The sequence below is a fragment of the Stappia indica genome (assembly GCF_020177335.1).
Classification (GTDB): Bacteria; Pseudomonadota; Alphaproteobacteria; order Rhizobiales; family Stappiaceae; genus Stappia; species Stappia indica_B.
In genome coordinates this window covers 229,961-250,868 of sequence record NZ_JAIVMG010000003.1, presented here as the reverse complement: position 1 = coordinate 250,868, position 20,908 = coordinate 229,961, and the positions used below count along the sequence as shown (strand labels likewise).

Annotated in this window: 19 protein-coding genes and 1 riboswitch; of the genes, 6 read left to right on the top strand and 13 right to left on the bottom strand. The window is 66.3% G+C overall.

Translation table 11 applies throughout. The annotated features are described in order from the left end of the window. Window positions 1–186: 186 nt before the first annotated feature. The gene (locus tag LC062_RS05505; RefSeq protein WP_404829682.1) at window positions 187–1,329 is read left to right on the top strand and encodes a site-specific DNA-methyltransferase; all 1,143 of its coding nucleotides are present in this window, start codon (window positions 187–189) and stop codon (window positions 1,327–1,329) included. 96 nt (window positions 1,330–1,425) lie between these two features. Here the strand turns inward: LC062_RS05505 and LC062_RS05500 are convergent, their stop codons facing one another. The 8 genes from LC062_RS05500 to LC062_RS05465 form a co-directional block, all read right to left on the bottom strand. Then, a complete protein-coding gene (locus LC062_RS05500) occupies window positions 1,426–2,097 on the bottom strand; it encodes a cysteine hydrolase family protein (protein WP_224910027.1) in 672 nt (223 codons plus the stop codon). A gap of 27 nt (window positions 2,098–2,124) precedes the next feature. Next, window positions 2,125–2,595, bottom strand: a complete 471-nt coding sequence (locus tag LC062_RS05495; protein ID WP_224910026.1) for a MarR family winged helix-turn-helix transcriptional regulator — start codon at window positions 2,593–2,595, stop codon at window positions 2,125–2,127. 135 nt (window positions 2,596–2,730) lie between these two features. Beyond that, window positions 2,731–4,323 carry an aminomethyl-transferring glycine dehydrogenase subunit GcvPB gene (gene gcvPB / locus LC062_RS05490; RefSeq protein ID WP_224910025.1) on the bottom strand — a complete coding sequence of 531 codons (1,593 nt, stop codon included), beginning with the start codon at window positions 4,321–4,323 and terminating at the stop codon, window positions 2,731–2,733. Beyond that, a complete protein-coding gene (gene gcvPA, locus LC062_RS05485; RefSeq protein WP_224910024.1) occupies window positions 4,320–5,666 on the bottom strand; it encodes an aminomethyl-transferring glycine dehydrogenase subunit GcvPA in 1,347 nt (448 codons plus the stop codon). The genes gcvPB and gcvPA overlap by 4 nt, the downstream gene beginning before the upstream one ends. A 19-nt stretch (window positions 5,667–5,685) precedes the next feature. Next, the gene (locus LC062_RS05480; RefSeq protein WP_224910023.1) at window positions 5,686–6,165 is read right to left on the bottom strand and encodes an OsmC family protein; all 480 of its coding nucleotides are present in this window, start codon (window positions 6,163–6,165) and stop codon (window positions 5,686–5,688) included. Between the two features lie 5 nt (window positions 6,166–6,170). After that, the gene (gene gcvH, locus LC062_RS05475; protein ID WP_224910022.1) at window positions 6,171–6,542 is read right to left on the bottom strand and encodes a glycine cleavage system protein GcvH; all 372 of its coding nucleotides are present in this window, start codon (window positions 6,540–6,542) and stop codon (window positions 6,171–6,173) included. A gap of 48 nt (window positions 6,543–6,590) precedes the next feature. Further along, a complete protein-coding gene (gene gcvT / locus LC062_RS05470; protein WP_224910021.1) occupies window positions 6,591–7,739 on the bottom strand; it encodes a glycine cleavage system aminomethyltransferase GcvT in 1,149 nt (382 codons plus the stop codon). Window positions 7,740–7,928: 189 nt separating this feature from the next. Continuing rightward, window positions 7,929–8,021: riboswitch (glycine riboswitch) on the bottom strand. Between the two features lie 209 nt (window positions 8,022–8,230). Then, window positions 8,231–8,824, bottom strand: a complete 594-nt coding sequence (locus LC062_RS05465; RefSeq protein ID WP_224910020.1) for a hypothetical protein — start codon at window positions 8,822–8,824, stop codon at window positions 8,231–8,233. 167 nt (window positions 8,825–8,991) lie between these two features. Here LC062_RS05465 and ispH point away from each other — a divergent pair, with 167 nt between their 5' ends. The 3 genes from ispH (at window position 8,992) to rnhA (ending at window position 11,494) form a co-directional block, all read left to right on the top strand. After that, window positions 8,992–9,984, top strand: a complete 993-nt coding sequence (ispH, locus tag LC062_RS05460; RefSeq protein ID WP_224910019.1) for a 4-hydroxy-3-methylbut-2-enyl diphosphate reductase — start codon at window positions 8,992–8,994, stop codon at window positions 9,982–9,984. 5 nt (window positions 9,985–9,989) lie between these two features. Continuing rightward, the gene (locus LC062_RS05455; protein ID WP_224910018.1) at window positions 9,990–10,955 is read left to right on the top strand and encodes a homoserine kinase; all 966 of its coding nucleotides are present in this window, start codon (window positions 9,990–9,992) and stop codon (window positions 10,953–10,955) included. A 65-nt stretch (window positions 10,956–11,020) separates the two neighbouring features. Continuing rightward, complete coding sequence (gene rnhA / locus LC062_RS05450) at window positions 11,021–11,494, top strand: ribonuclease HI (RefSeq protein WP_224910017.1); 474 nt, start codon at window positions 11,021–11,023, stop codon at window positions 11,492–11,494. A gap of 107 nt (window positions 11,495–11,601) precedes the next feature. On the opposite strand, the gene LC062_RS05445 is transcribed toward rnhA, so the two are convergent. The 5 genes from LC062_RS05445 to LC062_RS05425 all read right to left on the bottom strand — a co-directional run bounded on the left by LC062_RS05445 (window position 11,602) and on the right by LC062_RS05425 (window position 19,134). Next, window positions 11,602–14,442 (bottom strand): EAL domain-containing protein, encoded by a 2,841-nt coding sequence (locus tag LC062_RS05445; RefSeq protein ID WP_224910016.1) that lies wholly within the window; start codon window positions 14,440–14,442, stop codon window positions 11,602–11,604. 97 nt (window positions 14,443–14,539) lie between these two features. Beyond that, window positions 14,540–15,217: a GNAT family N-acetyltransferase gene (locus LC062_RS05440; RefSeq protein ID WP_404829681.1), complete on the bottom strand. Its 678-nt coding sequence runs from the start codon at window positions 15,215–15,217 to the stop codon at window positions 14,540–14,542. Between the two features lie 121 nt (window positions 15,218–15,338). Next, window positions 15,339–16,622: a M16 family metallopeptidase gene (locus LC062_RS05435; RefSeq protein WP_224910014.1), complete on the bottom strand. Its 1,284-nt coding sequence runs from the start codon at window positions 16,620–16,622 to the stop codon at window positions 15,339–15,341. Beyond that, the gene (gene thrC, locus LC062_RS05430) at window positions 16,622–18,034 is read right to left on the bottom strand and encodes a threonine synthase (protein WP_224910013.1); all 1,413 of its coding nucleotides are present in this window, start codon (window positions 18,032–18,034) and stop codon (window positions 16,622–16,624) included. The genes LC062_RS05435 and thrC overlap by 1 nt, the downstream gene beginning before the upstream one ends. Window positions 18,035–18,534: 500 nt before the next feature. Further along, window positions 18,535–19,134: a YqgE/AlgH family protein gene (locus tag LC062_RS05425; RefSeq protein WP_224910012.1), complete on the bottom strand. Its 600-nt coding sequence runs from the start codon at window positions 19,132–19,134 to the stop codon at window positions 18,535–18,537. A gap of 223 nt (window positions 19,135–19,357) precedes the next feature. On the opposite strand from LC062_RS05425, the gene LC062_RS05420 reads away from it, so the two are divergent. Together LC062_RS05420 and LC062_RS05415 are read left to right on the top strand one after the other, a co-directional pair. Continuing rightward, entirely contained in the window at window positions 19,358–20,215 is an 858-nt protein-coding gene (locus tag LC062_RS05420; RefSeq protein ID WP_224910011.1) for a protein-disulfide reductase DsbD domain-containing protein, read from the top strand. 138 nt (window positions 20,216–20,353) lie between these two features. Further along, window positions 20,354–20,839, top strand: coding sequence for a peroxiredoxin (locus tag LC062_RS05415; RefSeq protein WP_224910010.1), 486 nt, complete (start codon window positions 20,354–20,356; stop codon window positions 20,837–20,839). Window positions 20,840–20,908: the final 69 nt, after the last annotated feature.

Sequence of the window (20,908 nt, the reverse complement as noted above, 5' to 3'; positions counted from 1 at the left end):
AGGCAGGTTTTGCCGCCTGCGCCGGTTGTAACGCGCGTTAACGAAGCGAAGCAGCGCAGCCCTCAGGGTCGCGACATGGTAAACAATACCTTGATTCTCAAAAGGTTTTTTCTTCAGGCGCTTAACTCCTGATTTACCAAGCCCGGTAACCATGATGCTCGTAATTGCGTGAGGTAATGCGTCGCAATGAGTGTACAGCGTAAAGGGGTGCCCGCCGTGGCACCCCGCTTCTCAGATCTCGCCGGCGATCAGCCGGCATGGATGGATTCGATCCTCAAGGGGGATTGCGTGGCCGCGCTTGAGCGGTTGCCCAAGAACTCGGTCGACCTCGTCTTTGCCGACCCGCCCTACAACCTGCAGCTCGGCGGCGACCTGCTGCGGCCCGATCAGTCGAAGGTGGACGCCTGCGACGATCACTGGGACCAGTTCGCCAGCTTCGAGGCCTATGACGCCTTCACCAGGGCGTGGCTGATGGCCGTGCGGCGGGTGCTGAAGCCCAATGGCGGCATCTGGGTGATCGGCTCCTATCACAACATCTTCCGGGTCGGCAGCATCCTTCAGGATCTCGGCTTCTGGATCCTCAACGATGTGGTGTGGCTGAAGTCGAACCCGATGCCGAACTTTCGCGGCAAGCGTTTCACCAACGCCCATGAGACCCTGATCTGGGCCTCGCCGTCGAAGGACGCCAAATACACCTTCAACTATGAAGCGTTGAAGACGTTCAACGACGATCTGCAAATGCGATCGGACTGGCACCTGCCGCTGTGCACCGGCGCCGAGCGGCTGAAGGACGCGGACGGGCAGAAGGTTCATCCGACGCAGAAGCCGGAATCGCTGCTCTACCGGGTGCTCTTGTCCTCCTCCAAGCCGGGGGACCTGGTGCTCGATCCCTTCTTCGGGACGGGAACCACCGGCGCGGTGGCGAAGAAGCTCGGGCGGCATTTCGTCGGGGTGGAGCGCGAACAGGCCTATATCGATGCGGCCACGGCGCGCATTGCCGAGGTCGAACCGGCGGCACCGGCCTCCCTCACCGTGACCAAGGGCAAGCGGGCCGCGCCGCGCGTGCCATTCGGCAACCTGCTGGAAGCCGGCCTGCTGCACCCCGGTGCGACGCTCACCTGCCCGAAGGGCAAGTTCAAGGCCTCGGTGCACGCCGACGGATCGCTGACCAGCGGCGAGCACACCGGCTCGATCCACAAGGTCGGCGCGCTGCTGCAAGGTCAGGACGCCTGCAACGGCTGGACCTACTGGCACATTGAACAAAATGGTGCCAAAGTACCGATCGACGCGCTGCGGCAGATCTTCCGGCTGCGCCGTCCCGCCGCCTGACCCTCGACTTTCAAGAAGCGTTCCCCGCGCATCGTCACCGCCTCCGTCCGGACAACCGGCCGGGGGCGGTTTCGCATGGCGGGCCGACTCTTCCGCTCAACCGAGGCCGAGCGTTCCTTCGCCGTCACAAAGGACGACGCCCGCCGCCTCCATGTCGTCCATCGCCCGCGTGGCCGCCTGTTCCCGCGCGGCCAGCGATCCGGCGCGGTCCACGACGACATCGTAGCCGCGATTGCGCGCGCCAAGGGCCGTTCCTCTCACGCAATGAGTAAGGTCCAGGCCGGTCAGGGTGAGGCTCCCGACGTTGTGCGCGCGCAAATAGGCCTCCAACTCGGGATTGGAGAAGGCATCGGCCACATGCTTGACGAAGGCCGGGGCCCCTTGCGCGTCGATGTCCCGGTCGAGACGCCCGCCCGGCCGGCCTGGATTGCCGGCCCCGCCGAGAAGAAGGCTCGCGACCAGCTGCACCGCCCTGCCCCGGTGCTCCTGCCGGATGAAGGCGATCGGATCACCCGCATCGCGCGCCCGCGCGACCAGCATGTTGATCCGGGCAATCGCCCGATCCCGGTCGGCCGGGTCATAGGCGCCCGTGCCCTCTGACCTTGTGAAATCCTCCTGCATGTCGATGACGAGCAGCGCGCTGCGGTCGGCATCTTGCGCAATGGCCTCGCCTCGCGTTGGCCGGGCAATGCGCCGCGCGGTCGCGACGAAGAAACCGGCAAGGGCGGCAAGGCCCGCGACGACGGCTAAAAGAATGATAGGCCACATGGGCAACCTCCTGGCAGGCGACGAAGGTCAGGCGAGCGGCCCCGGCCGGTCCGGGTCATCCTCGAACGGCGAGAAATGCTCAAGGCAGGCTGCAAGCACGTCGGAGGCCACCTTCACATCCGACGGCGACAGCCGCCCGGCGAGTTCGGCGATGGCCCGCGTCTCGCGCGCGCGGATTTGCGCAAAGAGGTCGCGCCCTTCGTCCGTGGCGGCGATGAGATGGGAGCGACGGTGCGCCGGGTTCGGCCTGCGCTCCACCAGCCCGGCCCGCAGCAGCCCGTCCACCCATTTCTGTACGTTCTGGCGCGGCAGGAAGAGCGCGCGCCCAATCGCCGGCACGCTGCGCGGCTCCCCCTCGACCAGAAGCGCCAGCACCGCGCGTTCGCCCACGCCGATGCCGGCCTCTTTCAGGTGTTCGGCAACCGACCGGGCAACCCGCCTGTGCAGCGGGCGCACCATCTGGAGCAGCTCGTAGACCGCCTCGGTCGTATCCGTCATCACCATCGCCTCAATATGACATCTTATATGTCAAATTGACACACGGAATGACAAAACGCAATCGCCCAGCCGAAACGAAAACGCCCGGCGCGATGGCCGGGCGTTCGTCTGCTTGTCATTTCTGCGGGAAGACGCCTACTCCGCCGCCTGGGGCTGCACCTCGCTGGCCGCCGGACGCTCCCATTTCAGCACCGGCTTGCGCGCGGCCCGGGTTTCGTCAAGGCGCGCGCGCGGTGCATGGAACGGCGCGCCCTTGAAACGACCGGTCTCGCCCCGCTGCGCGCTCATCACCAGATCGCGCATGGTGGCGATGAACAGGTCGAGCGCGGCCCGGCTTTCCGATTCCGTCGGCTCAATCAGCATCGCGCCATGGACGACCAGCGGGAAGTACATGGTCATCGGATGGTAGCCCTCGTCGATCATCGCCTTGGCGAAATCGAGGGTGGTCACACCCGTGTCCTTGAGGAAACTGTCATCGAACAGCACCTCATGCATGCACCAGCGCGAGCCGAACGGCAGGCTCATCAGGTCCTCAAGGCCGACACGCACATAATTGGCGTTGAGCACCGCGTCTTCCGAGGCCTGGCGCAGGCCGTCGGCGCCGTGGCTCTTCATGTAGGCGAGCGCACGGACATACATGCCCATCTGGCCATGGAAGGCGGTCATCCGACCGAACGGCTGCTCGCCGTCCAGAAGCTCCGCCGCGCTCTCGATCCACTCCGGTCCGTTCGCCCCTTTGCGTAGGAACGGCAGCGGCGCGAAGGGCGCCAGACGCTCCGACAGCACCACCGGGCCGGAGCCCGGACCGCCGCCGCCATGAGGCGTGGAGAAGGTCTTGTGCAGGTTGATATGCATGGCATCGACGCCGAGATCCCCGGGCCGGGCCTTGCCGACGATGGCGTTGAAATTGGCGCCGTCGCAGTAGAAGTAGCCGTCCGCGGCGTGGATCGCCTCGGCGATGGCAATGATGTCCCGCTCGAACAGCCCGCAGGTGTTCGGGTTGGTCAGCATGATGCCGGCGATGTTTCCCGCGTGTTCCGCGATCCGGTCCTGCACCGCCCGGGTGTCGACCGTGCCGTCTTCGCGCGCCTCGATGGACACCACCTTGTAGCCGAGCAGCGCCGCCGTCGCCGGGTTGGTGCCATGGGCCGATTCCGGCACCAGCACCACCTTGGGATCGCGGCCGGCGGCGGTATGCGCCGCCTTGATCGCCATCATGCCGCACAATTCGCCATGGGCGCCGGCCTTGGGGCTCATAGCCACCGCTTCCATGCCGGTCAGGGTCACCAGCCAGTGGGCCAACTCGGCGATCATTTCCACCGCGCCGGTCACCGTGGAGCGCGGCTGCAGCGGGTGAACGTCGGCAAAGCCCGGAAGCCGCGCCATCTTCTCGTTGAGACGCGGATTGTGCTTCATGGTGCAGGAGCCGAGCGGATAGAGCCCGGCATCAATGGCGTAGTTCTTCGACGACAGGCGCACGTAGTGGCGCATCGCCTCCGGCTCGGTCAGGGCCGGAAGATCCAGCTCTGCGCGGCGGGCATGGCCACCGAGTGCCGGCGTGAAATCCTCCGGCTCCTCAAGGTCCACACCGCAGACATCGTTGCGGCCGATCTCGAAGATCAGCGCCTCTTCCATCTGCAACGCCTTGTTGCCGGTGAAGGTCTCATGCGCCGCAGTGCCGCCGGCCTCTGTCGGCGCGGACGGACGTCCTTGCGTGTTCATGCTCATGCCAGCACCTCCTTCAGCGCCGCGGCAAACGCCGCCCGGTCCTCGTCGCTGTTGACCTCGCTCGCGGCCACCAGAAGCAGGGGCTCAAGCTCCGCCTGCCCCGGCTCCAGCCGCGACACCGGCACACCGCCGAGCACGCCGCGCTTGGCCAGTTCCTCGATCACGCCGGCCGCCGGCTTCGGCAGCTTCACCGTGAATTCGTTGAAGAACGTGTCGTTCAGCACCGACACCCCCGGCACCTCTTCGAGCACCGCCTTCAGCTTCACCGCGCTGGCGTGGTTGATGCGCGCCAGCGTCGCCAGACCATTTCCGCCCAGAAGCGTCATGTGGATGGTGAAGGCCAGGCAGCACAGGCCGGAGTTGGTGCAGATGTTCGAGGTCGCCTTGTCGCGGCGGATGTGCTGCTCGCGGGTGGAGAGCGTCAGCACGTAGCCGCGCTTGCCATTGGCATCGACGGTCTCGCCGCAGAGCCGGCCCGGCATCTGCCGGATGAACTTCTGCCGCGTGGCGAAGAGCCCCACATAGGGGCCGCCGAAATTGAGGCCGTTGCCGATGGACTGGCCCTCGCCGACGACGATATCGGCGCCTTGCGCGCCCGGCGGCTCGATCAGGCCGAGCGACACCACCTCGGTGAAGACGGCGATCAGCAGCGCCCCATGGGCGTGGGCCTTGTCGGCGATCGGCTTGAGGTCGACCAACTGGCCGTAGAAATTCGGCGACTGGACGACGACGCAGGAGGTCTCGTCGTCGATGGCGGCGAGGATGTCCTCCGCCCCAAGCGGATCGGCGGCGAGGCTGACCACCCGGTCGCCTGCCATCTCGCTGAGCCCTTCGGCGACAGAGCGGTACTGCGGATGCAAGCCACCGGACAGCACCGCCTTGTTGCGCCGGGTGACCCGGTGGGCCATCAGCACCGCCTCGGCGGTGGCCGTCGAGCCGTCATACATGGAGGCATTGGCCACCTCCATGCCGGTCAGGGCGGCGACCTGGGTCTGGAACTCGAACAGGTACTGCAGCGTGCCCTGCGTCACCTCCGGCTGATACGGCGTGTAGGAGGTGAGAAACTCGGAGCGCTGGATCAGGTGATCGACGCTGGCCGGCACGTGATGCTTGTAGGCGCCGGCGCCGACGAAGAACGGCACCGAGGAGGCCGCCACGTTCTTCGCGGCCATGCGCGCCATGTCGCGTTCGACCGCGAATTCGCTCTGGTGCAGCGGCAGGTCGAGCAGACCGTCCAGCCGGGCACTTTCGGGAATATCGACAAAAATCTCGTTGATGTCCGAAACGCCGACACGGGCGCGCATATCGGCGCGGTCGGTATCGGAAAGCGGCAGATACCGCATCCTGTGCTCCTTTGTGATCTCAGGCGAGGATCGACGGGCGCGCGGCCAGTTCGATCTCGCTCGTCACGGAATTGGCGATGAAACACGCCTCATGGGCCCGGTGGTGGAGATGCTCGACCCGCGCCGCCTCCGGCAATTCGGCGCCGCCGAAGGTGACCTCGGGCCGCAGGATGACGCGGGTGACCGCCATCTTGCCGGGGGCGATGCGCTCCATCACCCCTTCGGCCGCGTCCCGATAGGCCTTGACGTCCAGACCGTCGCGGCGGGCCAGATCGAGGAACCACAGCATGTGGCAGCTCGACAGCGCCGCGACGAAGGCTTCCTCCGGATCGACGGCGGCTTCGATGGACTGGGGCACCGGCACCATCGACGGCGAGGAGGAGGCTAGCACCTGCACTCCGCCATCGAACGACCAGTGGTGCCCGCGCGAATAGGCATTGGCCGCGAAGTCGCCCTCGCAGGTCCAGGTGATCTCCGCCTGATAGAAGTGCCGGGCCATGGTCTTTAAAGACCTTCCAGATGGGCCTTGTAGGCGTCCGCGTCCATCATGCCGTCGAGCTGGCTCTTGTCGCTCATGCGGATCTTGACGAACCAGGCGCCGCCTTCCGGATCCTCGTTGACCTTGCCCGGCTCATCGGCAAGGGCGGTGTTGGCCTCGACGATCTCGCCATCGAGCGGGGCGAAGACCTCGGACGCGGCCTTGACGCTTTCCACCACGGCGGCTTCATCGCCCTTGGCAACCGTCTTGCCGGCATCGGGCAGTTCGACGAACACCACATCGCCCAGCTGTTCCTGGGCGTAGTTGGTAATGCCGACGGTGGCGACATCGCCCTCGACGGTGATCCATTCGTGGTCTTCGGTGTAGCGGGTGGTCATGGCAATCTCCCAGATGCTCCGGACGGGCGTGCCGTCCCGGTTAAGGTGTCAGGATTTCGGTTTGCGGTAGTAGCGCTGCGGCACGAAGGGCATGTCGGCAACGGTAGCGGGCAATTCGCGGCCGCGCACCACCAGAACGAGGGCGGTGCCCGGCGCCGCATGGGCGGCATCGACATAGCCCATGGCAATCGGCGCCCCGAGCGTCGGCGCGAAGCCGCCGGAGGTGACAGTGCCGACAACGGTGCCGCAGGTGTCGCGGATTTCCGCGCCCTCGCGCGCCGGGGCTCGGCCCTCCGGCCGCAAGCCGACACGCAGCCGCTTCGGGCCCGCGTCCAGCTCCGACAGGATCCGGTCCGCGCCGGGGAAATCGCCCGCTTCCTTGCGCCGCTTCTGCAGGACAAAGGTGATGGCGCCCTCGATCGGCGAGGTCGTCTCGTCGATGTCATGACCGTAAAGGCAAAGCCCGGCCTCAAGGCGCAGCGAATCGCGAGCGCCAAGACCGATCGGCTGGACCCGCTCATCGGCCAGCAACGCCCGGGCGATCGCCTCCGCCGCCCCGGCGGGAACGGACAGTTCAAAGCCATCCTCACCGGTGTAGCCGCAGCGGGAGACGTGACAGGCGATGCCGTCGAACTCCATCGGCGCGGCCGCCATGAAGGCAAGCTTCGCCGCCTCGGGCGCATGGGCGGCGACCACGGCGGCGGCCTGCGGCCCCTGCACGGCGATCAGCGCGCGATCCTCGATCGTCTCCAGCCGGACGTTGTCCGGCAGGGCGGCGCGGATGAAGTCGTAGTCCACCGCCTTGCGCGAGGCATTGACCACCAGGAACAACCGGCCGTCCTCGGCCTCCGAGACGGGGCGGGTCACCATCAGATCATCGATGATGCCCCCTTCGCCGTTCAGAAGCACCGAATAGCGCTGCCGGCCGTGCTTCAGGTTCAGGATGTCGGACGGGACGATCCGCTCAAGCGCGCGGGCGGTGGTCTCGTGGTCGGGGCCGATCAGATACGCCTGCCCCATGTGCGAGACATCGAACAGACCGGCCGCTTCGCGGGTGTGGGTGTGCTCGGCAATGATGCCGGCGGGAAACTGCACCGGCATCTCGTAGCCGGCGAAGGGAACGAGGCGCGCGCCCAGCTCCCGGTGCAGGTCGGTCAGCGGTGTCGACAGAAGAGGACCGTCGGTCTCAAGGGTCATGTCAGGCGTCCTGGCTCACGAGTGCGGCGACGCGAACACATCCGTGCTCACGCGCCCCCTCTGTCCCGACAACCTGAGAGATTTCCCGCCCTGCGGCTGAATCGCGCGCTTCGCGATGCCGTCCGGCGGTTACTCCTTCGGTGAGCCCGGCCGGTCCATTGTCCCGGTCGCACTGCTTTCCAGAGCGTTGCTTGGCCTGCGGTCCTTTGGCCTGAGAGTTTCCGGGGCGGTTGCTCCTTCGGCGCCGGAGCTTCTCGCCCCGGTCTCTCCCGCAGTACATGGTTTCATCTTCGCACCGCATCGCCGCCAGGGCTCTGCCGCAGGAAAATGAAAAAGCGGCGCACAACGAAAACGCCGCCTTCAATCTCCATACACTCTCGCCGGGCCGGCTGGAAGTGTCAATCGTCGTGCCTCGTGCTCATCGGCACGGGCAACCGGGCCGGGAAAGCCCGCCGGTTTCGGCCGGTTTCGCTCCCGGCCGGCGCCTATCCTCAGCGGCGGCGCTTCTTGTCGGTCAGCGCGATCTGCACCTTGATCGAGCGATCCTGGGGAATCACCAGCCCCTGCTCGACCAGCGCCCATTGCTCGGCCGGCGCGCCCTCACCCACCGTGACCGGGACGGTGAACATCTTCACCTCCGACTTGCCCCCCTCATCGGCGAGCGGCGCGTAGGTCACCCGGATCGGCAGCAGGATCTCCCCGCCCTTCCATGCCGGTCCCGGCGTGACACGGCCGGAAACGCCGAGCGTCATCTTCACCTCGCCGCCCTCGCGGCGGCATTTGCGCGCCCATTTCTCAAGGCTTGCCTGATAGCGCAGGGCGCGCGGGTCGTTATCCTTGCCGCGCTCGTAGCTCGCGCTCAGGTAATTGCCCGCTTCCACCTCCAGCGGCGGACAGGGCACTTCCTTGGCAAAGATCGCCGGATCGACGTCGACCACCCCTTGGCCGGCGGCATTGCCGGACACGATGGTCTTGGAGACATCGCCGCCGAGCGACAGCCCGTCACCGCCGCAAGCGGCCAGCGCCAGCGTGAGGGAGAGCACTGCCAAGGAGGAGCCAAGGCGAACCATCGCGGCCTGTCGCATTCGATCGTTTCCCAATTCGTTCACATTGCCCATATATCGACAGCGCCCGTCTATATCAGGCACATGAGCGCTTGGCGAGCGGTGTCCGCCCTTGACAGGGCGGGCGGGCAAATCTCTATTGCCGGAAACTTCGACACCGGCGGAACGATACGCAAGGGGATCCGGTCTTGGCTTCGACACCGCAGCACACGGGGGCACCGCGCCCTCCCCTCAACGTGCTCCTGTGCGCGCCGCGCGGCTTTTGCGCCGGCGTCGACCGCGCCGTGCAGATCGTGGAACTGGCGCTGGAGCGTTTCGGCGCGCCGGTCTACGTGCGCCACGAGATCGTGCACAACAAGTTCGTGGTGGAAAGCCTCAAGGCCAAGGGCGCGGTCTTCATCGAGGAACTGGACGAGATCCCGGAAACCGATATCGACCGGCCGGTGGTGTTTTCCGCCCATGGGGTGCCCAAATCCGTGCCCGAGGCGGCCCGCTCGCGCGCCATGTTCTATCTCGACGCGACCTGCCCGCTGGTCTCCAAGGTGCACAAGGAAGCCGAGTTGCACCACCGCCGCGGCCGGGAGATCATTCTGATCGGCCATGCCGGTCATCCCGAGGTGATCGGCACCATGGGCCAGTTGCCCGAAGGCGCGGTGCGCCTGGTGGAGACGGTGGAGGACGCGCGGACCTTCGTGCCCGGCGGGGAAAAGCCGCTGGCCTGGATCACCCAGACCACCCTTTCGGTCGACGACACCCGCGCCATCGTCGAGGTGTTGACCGAGCGCTTCCCCGACATCGTCGCCCCGCACAAGGACGACATCTGCTACGCCACCACCAATCGCCAGGAAGCGGTCAAGGCGGTGGCACCGAAGGTCGACGCCATGCTGGTCGTCGGCGCGCCGAACTCCTCCAATTCGCAGCGCTTGCGGGAAGTGGCCGAGCGGGCCGGCTGCCCGGTCTCGATCCTGGTGCAGCGGGCCAGCGACATCCCCTGGCACGCCCTGCCGCCGCTTGGCAGGCTGGGCATCACCGCCGGCGCCTCGGCCCCCGAAGTGCTGGTGGAAGAGATCATCGCCGCCTTCGCCGAGCGCTACGAGGTAAAGGTGGACAGCGTGCGCACGGCGGAGGAGACCATCTCCTTCAACCTGCCGCGCGCCTTGCGTGACATGGCGGCCGAATAAGCATCATGGCAGTCTATACCGACGTTTCCGACGAGGAGCTCGCTGCCTTCGTCGCGCAATACGACATTGGCGGCGTCCTGGCCTGCAAGGGGATCGCGGAAGGGGTCGAGAACTCCAATTTCCTGCTGCACACCCAAAAGGGCTATTTCATCCTCACGCTCTATGAGAAGCGGGTGGAGCGCTCCGACCTGCCGTTCTTTCTGGAGCTGATGAAGCACCTTGCCGCGCGCGGTATCTCCTGCCCGACCCCGGTGGCCAGCCGCGAGGGCGCCATGCTGGGCGAATTGGCGGGCCGGCCGGCGGCGATCATCGGCTTTCTCGACGGCATGTGGGTGCGCCGACCGAAGCGGGAGCATTGCGCCGCCCTCGGCGAGGCGCTCGCCCATTTCCATCTCGCCGGCAGCGACTTCACCATGTGCCGCCCCAATGCGCTGTCCGTCGACAGCTGGCGGCCGCTGGCCGCCGGCTCCCTGGACGAAGCGGACACCATCGCCGAAGGGCTTGGCGCGGAGCTTGTCGCCGAACTCGATCATCTGGAGGCGCATTGGCCGAAGGGGCTGCCGTCCGGTGTCATCCATGCGGATCTTTTCCCGGACAATGTGTTCTTCATCGGCGACCGGCTGTCGGGGCTGATCGACTTCTATTTCGCCTGCAATGACGCCTTCGCCTATGACGTGGCGATCTGCCTCAACGCCTGGTGCTTCGAGCCGGACCTGTCGTTCAACGTCACCAAGGCACGGGCCCTGCTGGATGGCTACACCACTGTGCGCCCCTTCACCCCGGCCGAGTTCGACAGCCTGCCGCTTCTGGCACGCGGCGCGGCGCTGCGCTTCCTGCTGACCCGGCTGCACGATTGGCTGCGGGTGCCGGAAGGCGCGCTGGTCACGCCAAAGGATCCGCGCGAATATCTGAAGAAACTGCGGTTTCATCAGAGCGTCAGCTCCTCGAGCGACTACGGCCTCGATCACTGACATCCGCACCAGACACCTCGACCGGGGCCGGCACCGGCCCCTCTCGCATTTTTACAAGGGACAGCATGAGCAAGGTCATCATCCACACCGACGGCGCGTGCTCGGGCAATCCCGGCCCCGGCGGCTGGGGCGCCTTGCTGCGTTTCGGCGAACATGAGCGCGAGCTTTGCGGCGGCGCGCGCGAGACCACCAACAACCGGATGGAACTGACCGCCGCCATCGAGGCACTGGAGGCGCTGAAGCGCCCCTGCACGGTCGAGCTCCACACCGACAGCACCTATGTGCGCAATGGCATCACCCAGTGGCTGGCCAACTGGAAGCGCCGCGACTGGCGCACCTCGGACAAGAAGCCGGTGAAGAACGCCGACCTGTGGCAGCGGCTTGATGCGGCGCGCGGCCGGCACGACGTCTCCTGGCACTGGGTGAAGGGCCACGCCGGCCACGAGGAGAACGAGCGGGCCGATGCGCTCGCCCGTGAGGGCATGGCGCCCTACAAATCCGGAAAATCCGCGAAAAACGGCAACTCCACCGCCTCCTGAGCAGCGGACCGGTCGGCTGGGCAACACGCAGCGGGGAAGACCGTCTCTGCCGGCAAGTGGCGCCACGGCCCTCGCCCGTTTCAGCCCTCGCCGCTCCGGCTCCGGCCTCAGCCGTGCAGGCTGGCCATTTCCGTTTCCAGCAGCTTGGTGGCCTGGGCCGCGTCCATCGGCTGGCCGAACAGGAAGCCTTGCGCGTATTCGCAGCCAAGCTGATGCAGCTCGAGCGAGTCGGATTCGCTCTCGGCCCCTTCGGCCACCACCTGCATGCCAAGGTCGTGACCAAGGGCGATGATCGAGCGCAGGATCACCGGGCGGGCGCTGCGCCCGTTCGGCCGCACGAAGGACTGGTCGACCTTGATGGTGTCGAAACGGAAGCGCTGCAGGTAGCTGAGCGAGGAATAGCCGGTGCCGAAGTCGTCGAGCGACAGACCGGCGCCAAGCGCGCGCAGCCGCTCCAGCATCTTCGCCGAATATTCCGGATTGGCCATCACCACGGATTCGGTCAATTCCAGCTTGAGCGTCCCCGGCGCCAGCGCCGAGCGCGACAACACCGCCTTCACGTCGTTGATCAGATCGTGCCGCAGCAGTTGCCGCGAGGAAATGTTGACGCTGACGAACAGCGGCACCGGCAGGCGGAAATTCGACTGCCAGTCGGAGAGCTGGCGCGCGCCCCGGTCGAGCACGAACATCCCCAGCTCGTTGATCAGGCCGGATTGCTCGGCCACCGGGATGAACTCCAGCGGCGAAATCGCTCCACGGCTCGGGTGGTTCCAGCGGGCCAGCACCTCGAAGCCGGCGATCGAACGGTCCGCCAGGCGGACGATCGGCTGGTAGAAGACGGAGATGCCGTCGGTCTTCAGCGCCTTGCGCAGATCGGCCTCAAGCTCCAGTCGATTGGCCCCCTCGCCCTGCAGGGTCGGGCGGAACACCTCGACCCGGTCGCCGCCCATCCGCTTGGCGTGGTTCATCGCCATGTCGGCCTCGCGAACCTGGTCGGCGGCGGAGATCGTCTCGTCCTCATAGATCGACACACCCACCGAGGCGGTCAGGAACACCTCCTGGTCGCCGAAGGTGATCGGCGAGCGCACCGCGCGGCGCACCGCATCGGCAAAGGTCGCCACCCGGTCCGCCGATTGTTCCGACAGAAGCAGCAGCGCGTAGGTGTCCCCGCCGAGCCGCGACAGCGCGTCCTGCGGCTTCAACTGCCGCGACAGGCGCCGGGCAATGGTCAGGAGGATGCTGTCGCCGGCGGACAGTCCGATGGAATCATTGACCTGCTTGAACCGGTCGAGATCAATCACCAGCACCGAGGGGCGGCCGAGGCCTTCGGCCCTTGCACGGGCCAGCGCCGCCGACAGCCGGTCCATGAACAGCTCGCGGTTCGGCAGGCCGGTGAGGTTGTCATGCACCGCGTCATGCAGCAGACGTTCCTCGGTCACCTTCTGATCGGTGATGTCGAGCAGGGTGCCGACGCAGCGGATCACCTCGCCGTCCGAGCCGACGATCGGCCGGGCGCGCAGACGGAACCAGCGGAAATGCCCGTCCTCGGAGCGCAGGCGGAAGGCTTGCGAAATCCGGCCCCGGCGCTGGTCGATCACCGCGTCCAGGGTACCGCGGAAGGTGTCGCGGTCCTGCGGGTGCAGGATGTCGAGCCAGTCGCGCGCCGGCCCTTCCAGGACGCCGTGCTTCAGGCCGAGCAGGTCTTCCACCTCGTTGCCGGTCGAAATCCGGTCCCGGTCGATGTCCCAGTCCCAGATGATGTCGCCGGATCCGGTCTGGGCCAGCGCCCGACGCTCCACATCGGAAATCAGCCCCTGGGCGATGGCACCGCCGGCAAAGGCGTGCTGCATCACCGTGAAGCCGATCAGCAGCACGATCAGCACCAGCCCGCCGGCCAGCGCCGGCTGGACGATGTCATTGGCCAGCGCCCCGGTCACCGTCATCACCGCGCCGACCTCCCAGGCCAGCAGCAGGATCCAGGTCGGCACCAGCATGATCGCCCGGTCATAGCCCTGAACGGCCAGGGCGGCGATCACCGCGAAGCCGAGAATGCCGATGATGCCCAGCGAAATTCGGGCGATACCGGCGGCAACCGACGGATCCCAGACGGCAACGCCAAGCAGGCCGAGCACCAGGATCAGGGTCACCAGCGCCAGATGGCTGTAGCGGATGTGCCAGCGGTTGAGATTGAGATAGGCGTAAAGGAAGATGATCAGGCTGGCGGCCAGCGCCACCTCGGCGCAGGCCCGATAGAGCTGTTCCTCGCCCGGGGTGATCTGCAACACCTTGTTCCAGAAGCCGAAATCGATGGTCAGATAGGACAGGACCGACCAGGCCAGCACCGCGGTCGCCGGGAACATGATCGTTCCCTTGACCACGAACAGGATGGTCAGGAACAGTGCCAGAAGGCCGGAAATACCAAGGATGATGCCCCGGTAGAGGGTGTAGGCGTTGACCGTGTCCTTGTAGACATCCGGCTCCCACAGGCGGATCTGCGGCAGCGCATCGCTGCGCATTTCCACCACATAGGTGACCACCGCCCCCGGATCGAGCGTCACCAGGAAGACATCCGCCTCCTGGCTCGACTGACGCTCCGGCGCGATGCCTTGGCTCGGGGTGATCGAGGCGATGCGCGAGGAACCGAGATCCGGCCAGATCAGGTGAGAGCCGACAAGCTGGAAAAACGGCGCGACGATCAGCCGGTCGATCTGCTCGTCGCCCGGATTGGACAGGGCGAAGACGGCCCAGCTGGTGTTGGCGCTGTCGCGGGAATTGACCTCGATCCGCCGCACGATGCCGTCGGCGCCCGGCGCCGTGGACACCTGAAGCTGGGCGCCCGCGCCGGGGTAGAGTTCGACCGCGCCGGTCAGATCGATCGCATCGGCGGCGGCCGGCACCTCCACCGCCTCCAGCGCCGCGCCCGGCGCGACAAGGGTGAGCCAAGTCATGAGGGTAAGAAACAGCAGACTCAGAACACGCAACCGCACGACCCACTCAATTTCGGCTTTCAAGACGTGCCGGACACATATCGGCATCGGCACCATCTCACAAGGTTTCTTTCTGGCCGCGCCACGTCATCGTGGCAGCGGAACATATGGAGGCATTGAGCTCCGCGGGCTCCTCCAGACGGGTCCCGGACGCTTCCGGATCGCCGGCCAGTTTCGCGAACAACAGGTGATCCTGCCACTCACCGGCGATGCGCAGGTAACCGCGCGCGTAGCCTTCTCTCTCAAATCCGGCTTTTTGGAGGAGACGGATCGACGGGCCGTTGTGCGGCAGGCAGGCCGCCTCGACCCGGTGCAGGTTGAGATCCGAATAGGCAAAGGCCAACAGCGCGGTCACCGCCCGGCTCATGTAGCCCTGACCGGCATAGGGCTCGGCCATCCAGTAGCCCAGCGAACAGGTCTGCGCCACGCCGCGGCGGATGTTGGACAGGGTCGCGCCGCCGAGCAACCGGTCGTCGCCGCTGCGAAAGATGAAGAAGGGAAAGGAACGGTCCTCGCGCATTTCCCGGGCGTGACGGCGCAACCGCCGGCGGAACGCGCCGCGCGTCAGTTCATCGCGCGGCCAGAGCGGCTCCCAGGGTTGGAGAAAACTCCGGCTCTGCTCCCGCAAGCCGGACCATTCGGGAAAGTCGCCCGGCTGGGGCGCGCGCAACCAGACCCCGTCAGCGAACAATCGCCGCCCGTCCTCCCCTCCGCCGAAACCACGCAAGAAGACCATCGCGATCCCCGCTTCGCCCCTGATCCGCCTGTCGCCACCGGATCCCTGTCCGCGCCCGGCACACGCCGGAGAAGCCACCTACCTGTCACATCGGTGCTGTGATGCGACCGACCGGGGCCGCTCAGGCCTCCACCGCGCGCACCGCCAGATCATTGAGCCTGGCGGACACTTCCGAACCCTGCCGCTTGACGCTGGGCGGGCCGACGATCGAAACGGTCGGCGCACCGGCGAAGGTTTCCGCCGCCACCGACCGCAACCGCTCAAGCGTCACCTTGTCGATGCGTGCCTGGATCTCCTCCGGGGTCAGCACATGGCCATGGATCATCAGCTGGCGGGCGATCTGCCCCGCCCGCGCCGCCGGGCTTTCCAGCGACATCATCAGACCGGCGCGAATCTGCGCCTTGGACCGGTCCACATCCGCCTGCTCGATGGTCTGCGCCGCCTGCCCGAGCTCATCGACCAACACCGGGAACAACTCGTCGATGTCCTCCTCGCCGGTGGCCGCGTGAACCCCGAACAGGCCGGAATCCTGGAACGCCCAGTGGAAGGCATAGATCGCGTAGCACAGGCCCCGCCGCTCGCGGATTTCCTGGAACAGGCGCGAGGACATGCCCCCGCCCATCACCGAGGCGAGAACCTGCACCGCGTAATAGTCCGGTGCGCGATAGGGTTTGCCCTCAAAGCCGAGGACGAGCTGAACCTCCAGAAGATCCCGCTCAAGATGGCTGGTGCCGCCGGTATAGACCGCGCCGCTGGCCTGCGGCGCCGGACGGTTGGGCAGGCCGGAGAAATGCTCCTCAGCCAGGGCAACGATGGCCTCATGCTCCACGGCACCGGCCGCCGACAGCACCAGTTCCGGTGCGGAATAGCGCTCCGACAGATAGGTTCGCAGGTCCTCCGGGCGGAACGACAGAACCGTTTCGGGTGTCCCCAGGATCGGCCGGCCGATTGCCTGATTGGCCCAGGCGGTTTCCTGGAACAGGTCGAACACCTTGTCGTCCGGCGTGTCGTGGGCAGCGCCGATTTCCTGCAGGATCACGTGCTTCTCGCGCGCCAGCTCCTCCGGGTCGAACACCGAATTCTGCAAGATGTCGGCGATCAGCTCCACCGCCAGCGGCACATCCTCGGCCAGAACCCGGGCGTGGTAGTTGGTGTGCTCGACACTGGTGGAGGCGTTCAGCTCACCACCGACCGCCTCGATCTCCTCGGCGATCTGCCGCGCCGACCGGCTGCGCGTGCCCTTGAACGCCATGTGTTCGAGCAGATGGGTAATGCCGTTCTGCTCCGGCGTTTCCGAGCGTGACCCGGTTCCGACCCAGACCCCGAGTGCGGCGGTGCGCAGATGCGGCATCCGGTCGGTGACGACCGTCAATCCGTTGGCAAGCCGGGTGACGCGAGCCTCCATCAGGACACCTCCTCAACGTGGGCGGCGCGAGCCTGATCGAGAATATGCGCTTCGACGGCCGCGCGGTCGGCGGGAAGCGGCTTGAACCGCTCCGGCGCGCTCATCATAGGCTGCAGCATGGGCGGCAGCTCCGGCCGCTGCCCGCAAGCGGCCTCGACCGCGTCGGGGAACTTGGCCGGATGGGCCGTGCCCAGAATCACCATCGGCGTTGTCGTCTCGCCCTGCTCCTCGGCCACCTTGACGCCGGTGGCCGTATGCGGATCCAGAAGATAACCGGCTTCCGCCAGCGTCCGCTCGATGGTCCTGGACGTCGCCGCCTCGTCGCAGCGCCCGGCATCGAACTCGGCGCGGATCCGCTCCAGCGCCGCCCCATCGAGCGTGAAGCCGCCGGACTGGGAGAGCCGGCCCATGAGCTGGCGCACCGCAGCTCCATCCCGGTCGTGGACCTCGAACAGCAGCCGCTCGAAGTTGGACGAGATCTGGATATCCATCGACGGCGAGATGGTCGGCGAAACGCCCCGGGTCTCGTACCGCCCTTCCTCCAGCGTGCGCACCAGAATGTCATTGGCATTGGTGGCGATCACCAGCCGCTCGATCGGCAGCCCCATGCGCTTGGCCACATAGGCGGCGAAGATATCGCCGAAATTGCCGGTCGGCACGGTGAAGGAGATCGGCCGGTGCGGCGCGCCGAGCGCGGCGCCGGCGACGAAGTAATAGACAACCTGCGCGACGATCCGCGCCCAGTTGATGGAGTTGACCCCGGCCAGATGCACCTTGTCGCGGAAAGCGGTGTTGCCGAACATCTCCTTGAGGATCGTCTGGCAGTCATCGAAGGTGCCGGTCAGGGCCAGCGTATGAACATTCGCCTCGGTCGGCGTCGTCATCTGCCGGCGCTGAACGTCGGAGACCCGACCGTCGGGAAAGAGGATGAAGACATCGGTCCGCTCGCGCCCACGGAACGCCTCGATCGCCGCGCCGCCGGTGTCCCCGGAGGTTGCCCCGACGATGGTGGCCCGGCCGCCGCGCTCGGCCAGCACATGATCCATCAGCCGCCCGAGCAGCTGCATGGCCACATCCTTGAACGCCAGCGTCGGCCCGTGAAACAGCTCAAGCACGAAGCGCTGCGGTGCGATCTGCACCAGCGGCGTCACCGCCGGATGCCGGAAGCCGGCATAGGCCTCGCGGATCATCGTCTGCAACGCGCCGCGTTCGATGTCGGCGCCAACGAAGGGGGCAATCACGGTCTCGGCGACCTCGGCATAGGACCGCCCGGCGAACCCAGCGATCGTCTCAGGCTCAAGCCGGGGCCAGGACTGGGGCACGTAAAGCCCGCCATCGGCAGCCAGCCCGGTCAGGAGAACATCTGAAAATCCGAGAACCGGAGCCTCGCCTCTCGTACTGACATATTTCACGTGAGGACTTCCTTTGATGCGTTCTTCTAAGCGTTTCATTTCGTGTCCCACCGGAGCACCGGTACGACCCGCGATCTGTTTGCCGGACCCCACGGCCCGAGGTATCTCCTGCCCGCCCCGCCACCGCAGGGCGATCTTGTCCGTCGCCGCGACGCGCGTCCGGCACTCACCGAGGGCTTTGCCTTTCCCACCCGCTTCGCAAGCTTGCGGCACGGCCGTTCGCACATGAGACAACAAGCCCAGACGCACGTCCGACGGTCATCGGCGCGGAAATCCATCCGCCAGAATTTTCCAAGCGGGTCTGCCCCTGGCATGGGTACCACCAACGCCGGAATCCGAGCACGGCCCCTGCCTGACCGAAGCGCATCCCATCGCGCACCCTAACGGTCCAGGAATAGGCGGGCAAGCGAGATGCGACACACCGACACCCGCCCCCGCGCGCATTTCCGGTGCATGGCTTGCATTTGTGGCCGTCGGACGCGGAAGGTCCGACGGCCGGTTCAGGCGTGCCCCGCCTCACGCGACAGCATCCCCGAAGAGATACCCATCTTGGCAAGCGCCCGATCCCATTTGTTGTCGATCGTCTCATCAAAGATGATGGCACTATCCGCCGGACCGGTGATCCAGCCATTGGCCTGAATCTCGGTCTCCAACTGCCCGGCCCCCCATCCGGCGTAGCCCAGTGCCAGCATCGCCTGTCTGGGGCCGCGCCCTTCCGCAATCGCCCGCAGGATATCGAGGGTCGCGGTAAGGCAAATACCGTCCTGGATCGCCAGCGTCGAGTTGTCGATGAAGAAATCGCCGGTATGGAGCACGAAGCCGCGTCCGGTCTCCACCGGCCCGCCGCGATGCACCTGCATCCGATCCGCCGGCTCGGGCAACACGATGTCCCCTTCCTCGGGAATGATGTCCAACTGCCGCAACAGCTCGGGGAAGGAGAGGCTCGATGCCTGCTGGTTGAGAATGATGCCCATCGCCCCTTCCGGCGAATGCGCGCACAGATAGACGACGGCATGGGCAAAGCGTTCGTCTTCCATCTGCGGCATGGCGATCAGCAATTGCCCCGTCAGGGACGTGTCTTCCGGTTGCCCGCTCCGCATGATCCTTCGTTCCCGCCTTTCCAGCGCCTTGGGCGCTCAAGCCACAGATCTGAATTCATTCCAGATTACGCTTCTCGCGGGCACTTGTGAACCGCAGGGTCGCGACACAATCCCGTCACCGCAGACCGCGCCGGCGCGATCACGAAGCTTTTTCTTGGCGCCCGCCGCCCGATCCCCCTACGATCCGGGCCAGCGCCTTGCCGTCACGAAAGACCAAATCGCCATGCCCCTCCGGATGATGATCCGCAGTTTTTTGATCGCCCTGTGCGCCCTTTGCCTGCCCATGGGCGCTCTTGCCGGCGAAAGTCCCTGGCAGGAGGTCACCGGCGGCAAGCTGAGGCTGATCTCCGGCGGTGTGGATGCGAGCACCGGAACCGCCGATATCGGCCTGGAAATTCACCTCGATCCGGGCTGGCACACCTACTGGAAGTACCCCGGGGACTCGGGCATCCCGACCGAGGTGGATTTTTCCACCTCCTCCGGCATCGAACCGGCACGGCTGCGGTTTCCCGCTCCGGAGCGGTATGACGACGGCTATGCCACCTCGATTGTCTACAGGCGGCAGGTGGTTCTGCCCATCGACCTGCCCGTCCCCTCCACCTCGCCCGCGACCCTGCGCGCCCTGGTCCGGCTTGGCATGTGCAGCGATATCTGCGTGCCGGTCGAAGCCTCCCTTGAGCTCGACGTCTCCGAGGAGACGCTGGCGGCTTCGGATATCGGCCACCGGATGATGCTGGCGCGCGCCCGGCTCGCCCTGCCGCACCCGCAGACGGATGTGCCGCCACGCATTCTCAAGGTGGAGCGCGAACCCTCCGGTGAGGATGGCGCAGCACTGTTGACGATCACTGCCGAACTGATGCCCAACGCCGTCGATGCTGACCTTTTCGCCTATGGCGCGGCCGGATCGTACAATGGCGTTCCGAAACGGGAAGGACTGACGGAGAACGGGCAGATGCGCTTCACCCTCTCCACCCGGGGCCTTGCCGAGACCGGCGGCCGCCAGCCACTGTCGCTTGTGCTCGTTACCGGCGGCACGGCGATCGAACATCGGATCGACATCGCCCGCCTCCCCGGCTCATGAAACTTCATCCGCCATCGTTGCAAATTTCACCTCGACGGCGGACGGTTGCATGCCTATCTCCTCAGAGCCGCGCGGCAAACCTCGTGGCCCTGGGGCTTGGACCCAAACCCTACCCTTTCCGATAGCGGAGACTTTCCCATGACCATCAAGGTTGGCGACACGCTTCCCGAGGCAAGCTTCAAGACCATGAGTGCCGACGGTCCGGCCGAGGTAAAGAGCGGCGAGCTGTTCGCCGGCAAGACGGTGGTGCTGTTCGCCGTGCCCGGCGCCTTCACCCCGACCTGCCACCTCAACCACCTGCCGGGCTTCGTGGAGCATGCGCAGACCATCCGCGCGAAGGGCGTCGATCAGATCGCCGTCGTCTCGGTCAACGATGTCTTCGTCATGGAGGCCTGGCAGAAAGCGAGCGGGGCCGGCGACAAGATCCTGTTCCTCGCCGACGGCAGCGCCGATTTCACCAAGGCCATCGGCATGGAGCTGGACGCCTCGGGCTTCGGCATGGGCCTGCGCTCGAAGCGCTACGCCATGATCGTCAAGGACGGCAAGGTAACCGAGCTGAACGTGGAAGACGCCCCGGGCGAGGCCACAGTCTCAGGCGCGGCGGCAATCCTCACCGCACTCTGAGGCGCGTTTTCGCGGCTCGGGAGGGCGCTGGCGCGGTCTCCCGAGCTCGCTTTGCGCTCCCCCGGGTTG

What these genes read in the sequence shown, in the direction of transcription:
- LC062_RS05445 (WP_224910016.1), bottom strand. Translation starts at nt 14,442, where the DNA reads ATGACTTGGCTCACCCTTGTCGCGCCGGGCGCGGCGCTGGAGGCGGTG.
- LC062_RS05465 (WP_224910020.1), bottom strand. Translation starts at nt 8,824, where the DNA reads ATGCGACAGGCCGCGATGGTTCGCCTTGGCTCCTCCTTGGCAGTGCTC.
- gcvPA (WP_224910024.1), bottom strand. Translation starts at nt 5,666, where the DNA reads ATGCGGTATCTGCCGCTTTCCGATACCGACCGCGCCGATATGCGCGCC.
- LC062_RS05415 (WP_224910010.1), top strand. Translation starts at nt 20,354, where the DNA reads ATGACCATCAAGGTTGGCGACACGCTTCCCGAGGCAAGCTTCAAGACC.
- gcvPB (WP_224910025.1), bottom strand. Translation starts at nt 4,323, where the DNA reads ATGAGCATGAACACGCAAGGACGTCCGTCCGCGCCGACAGAGGCCGGC.
- LC062_RS05425 (WP_224910012.1), bottom strand. Translation starts at nt 19,134, where the DNA reads ATGCGGAGCGGGCAACCGGAAGACACGTCCCTGACGGGGCAATTGCTG.
- LC062_RS05420 (WP_224910011.1), top strand. Translation starts at nt 19,358, where the DNA reads ATGCCCCTCCGGATGATGATCCGCAGTTTTTTGATCGCCCTGTGCGCC.
- gcvH (WP_224910022.1), bottom strand. Translation starts at nt 6,542, where the DNA reads ATGACCACCCGCTACACCGAAGACCACGAATGGATCACCGTCGAGGGC.
- LC062_RS05455 (WP_224910018.1), top strand. Translation starts at nt 9,990, where the DNA reads ATGGCAGTCTATACCGACGTTTCCGACGAGGAGCTCGCTGCCTTCGTC.
- rnhA (WP_224910017.1), top strand. Translation starts at nt 11,021, where the DNA reads ATGAGCAAGGTCATCATCCACACCGACGGCGCGTGCTCGGGCAATCCC.
- LC062_RS05440 (WP_404829681.1), bottom strand. Translation starts at nt 15,217, where the DNA reads ATGGTCTTCTTGCGTGGTTTCGGCGGAGGGGAGGACGGGCGGCGATTG.
- LC062_RS05500 (WP_224910027.1), bottom strand. Translation starts at nt 2,097, where the DNA reads ATGTGGCCTATCATTCTTTTAGCCGTCGTCGCGGGCCTTGCCGCCCTT.
- LC062_RS05480 (WP_224910023.1), bottom strand. Translation starts at nt 6,165, where the DNA reads ATGGCCCGGCACTTCTATCAGGCGGAGATCACCTGGACCTGCGAGGGC.
- LC062_RS05435 (WP_224910014.1), bottom strand. Translation starts at nt 16,622, where the DNA reads ATGGAGGCTCGCGTCACCCGGCTTGCCAACGGATTGACGGTCGTCACC.
- gcvT (WP_224910021.1), bottom strand. Translation starts at nt 7,739, where the DNA reads ATGACCCTTGAGACCGACGGTCCTCTTCTGTCGACACCGCTGACCGAC.
- LC062_RS05495 (WP_224910026.1), bottom strand. Translation starts at nt 2,595, where the DNA reads ATGACGGATACGACCGAGGCGGTCTACGAGCTGCTCCAGATGGTGCGC.
- LC062_RS05505 (WP_404829682.1), top strand. Translation starts at nt 187, where the DNA reads ATGAGTGTACAGCGTAAAGGGGTGCCCGCCGTGGCACCCCGCTTCTCA.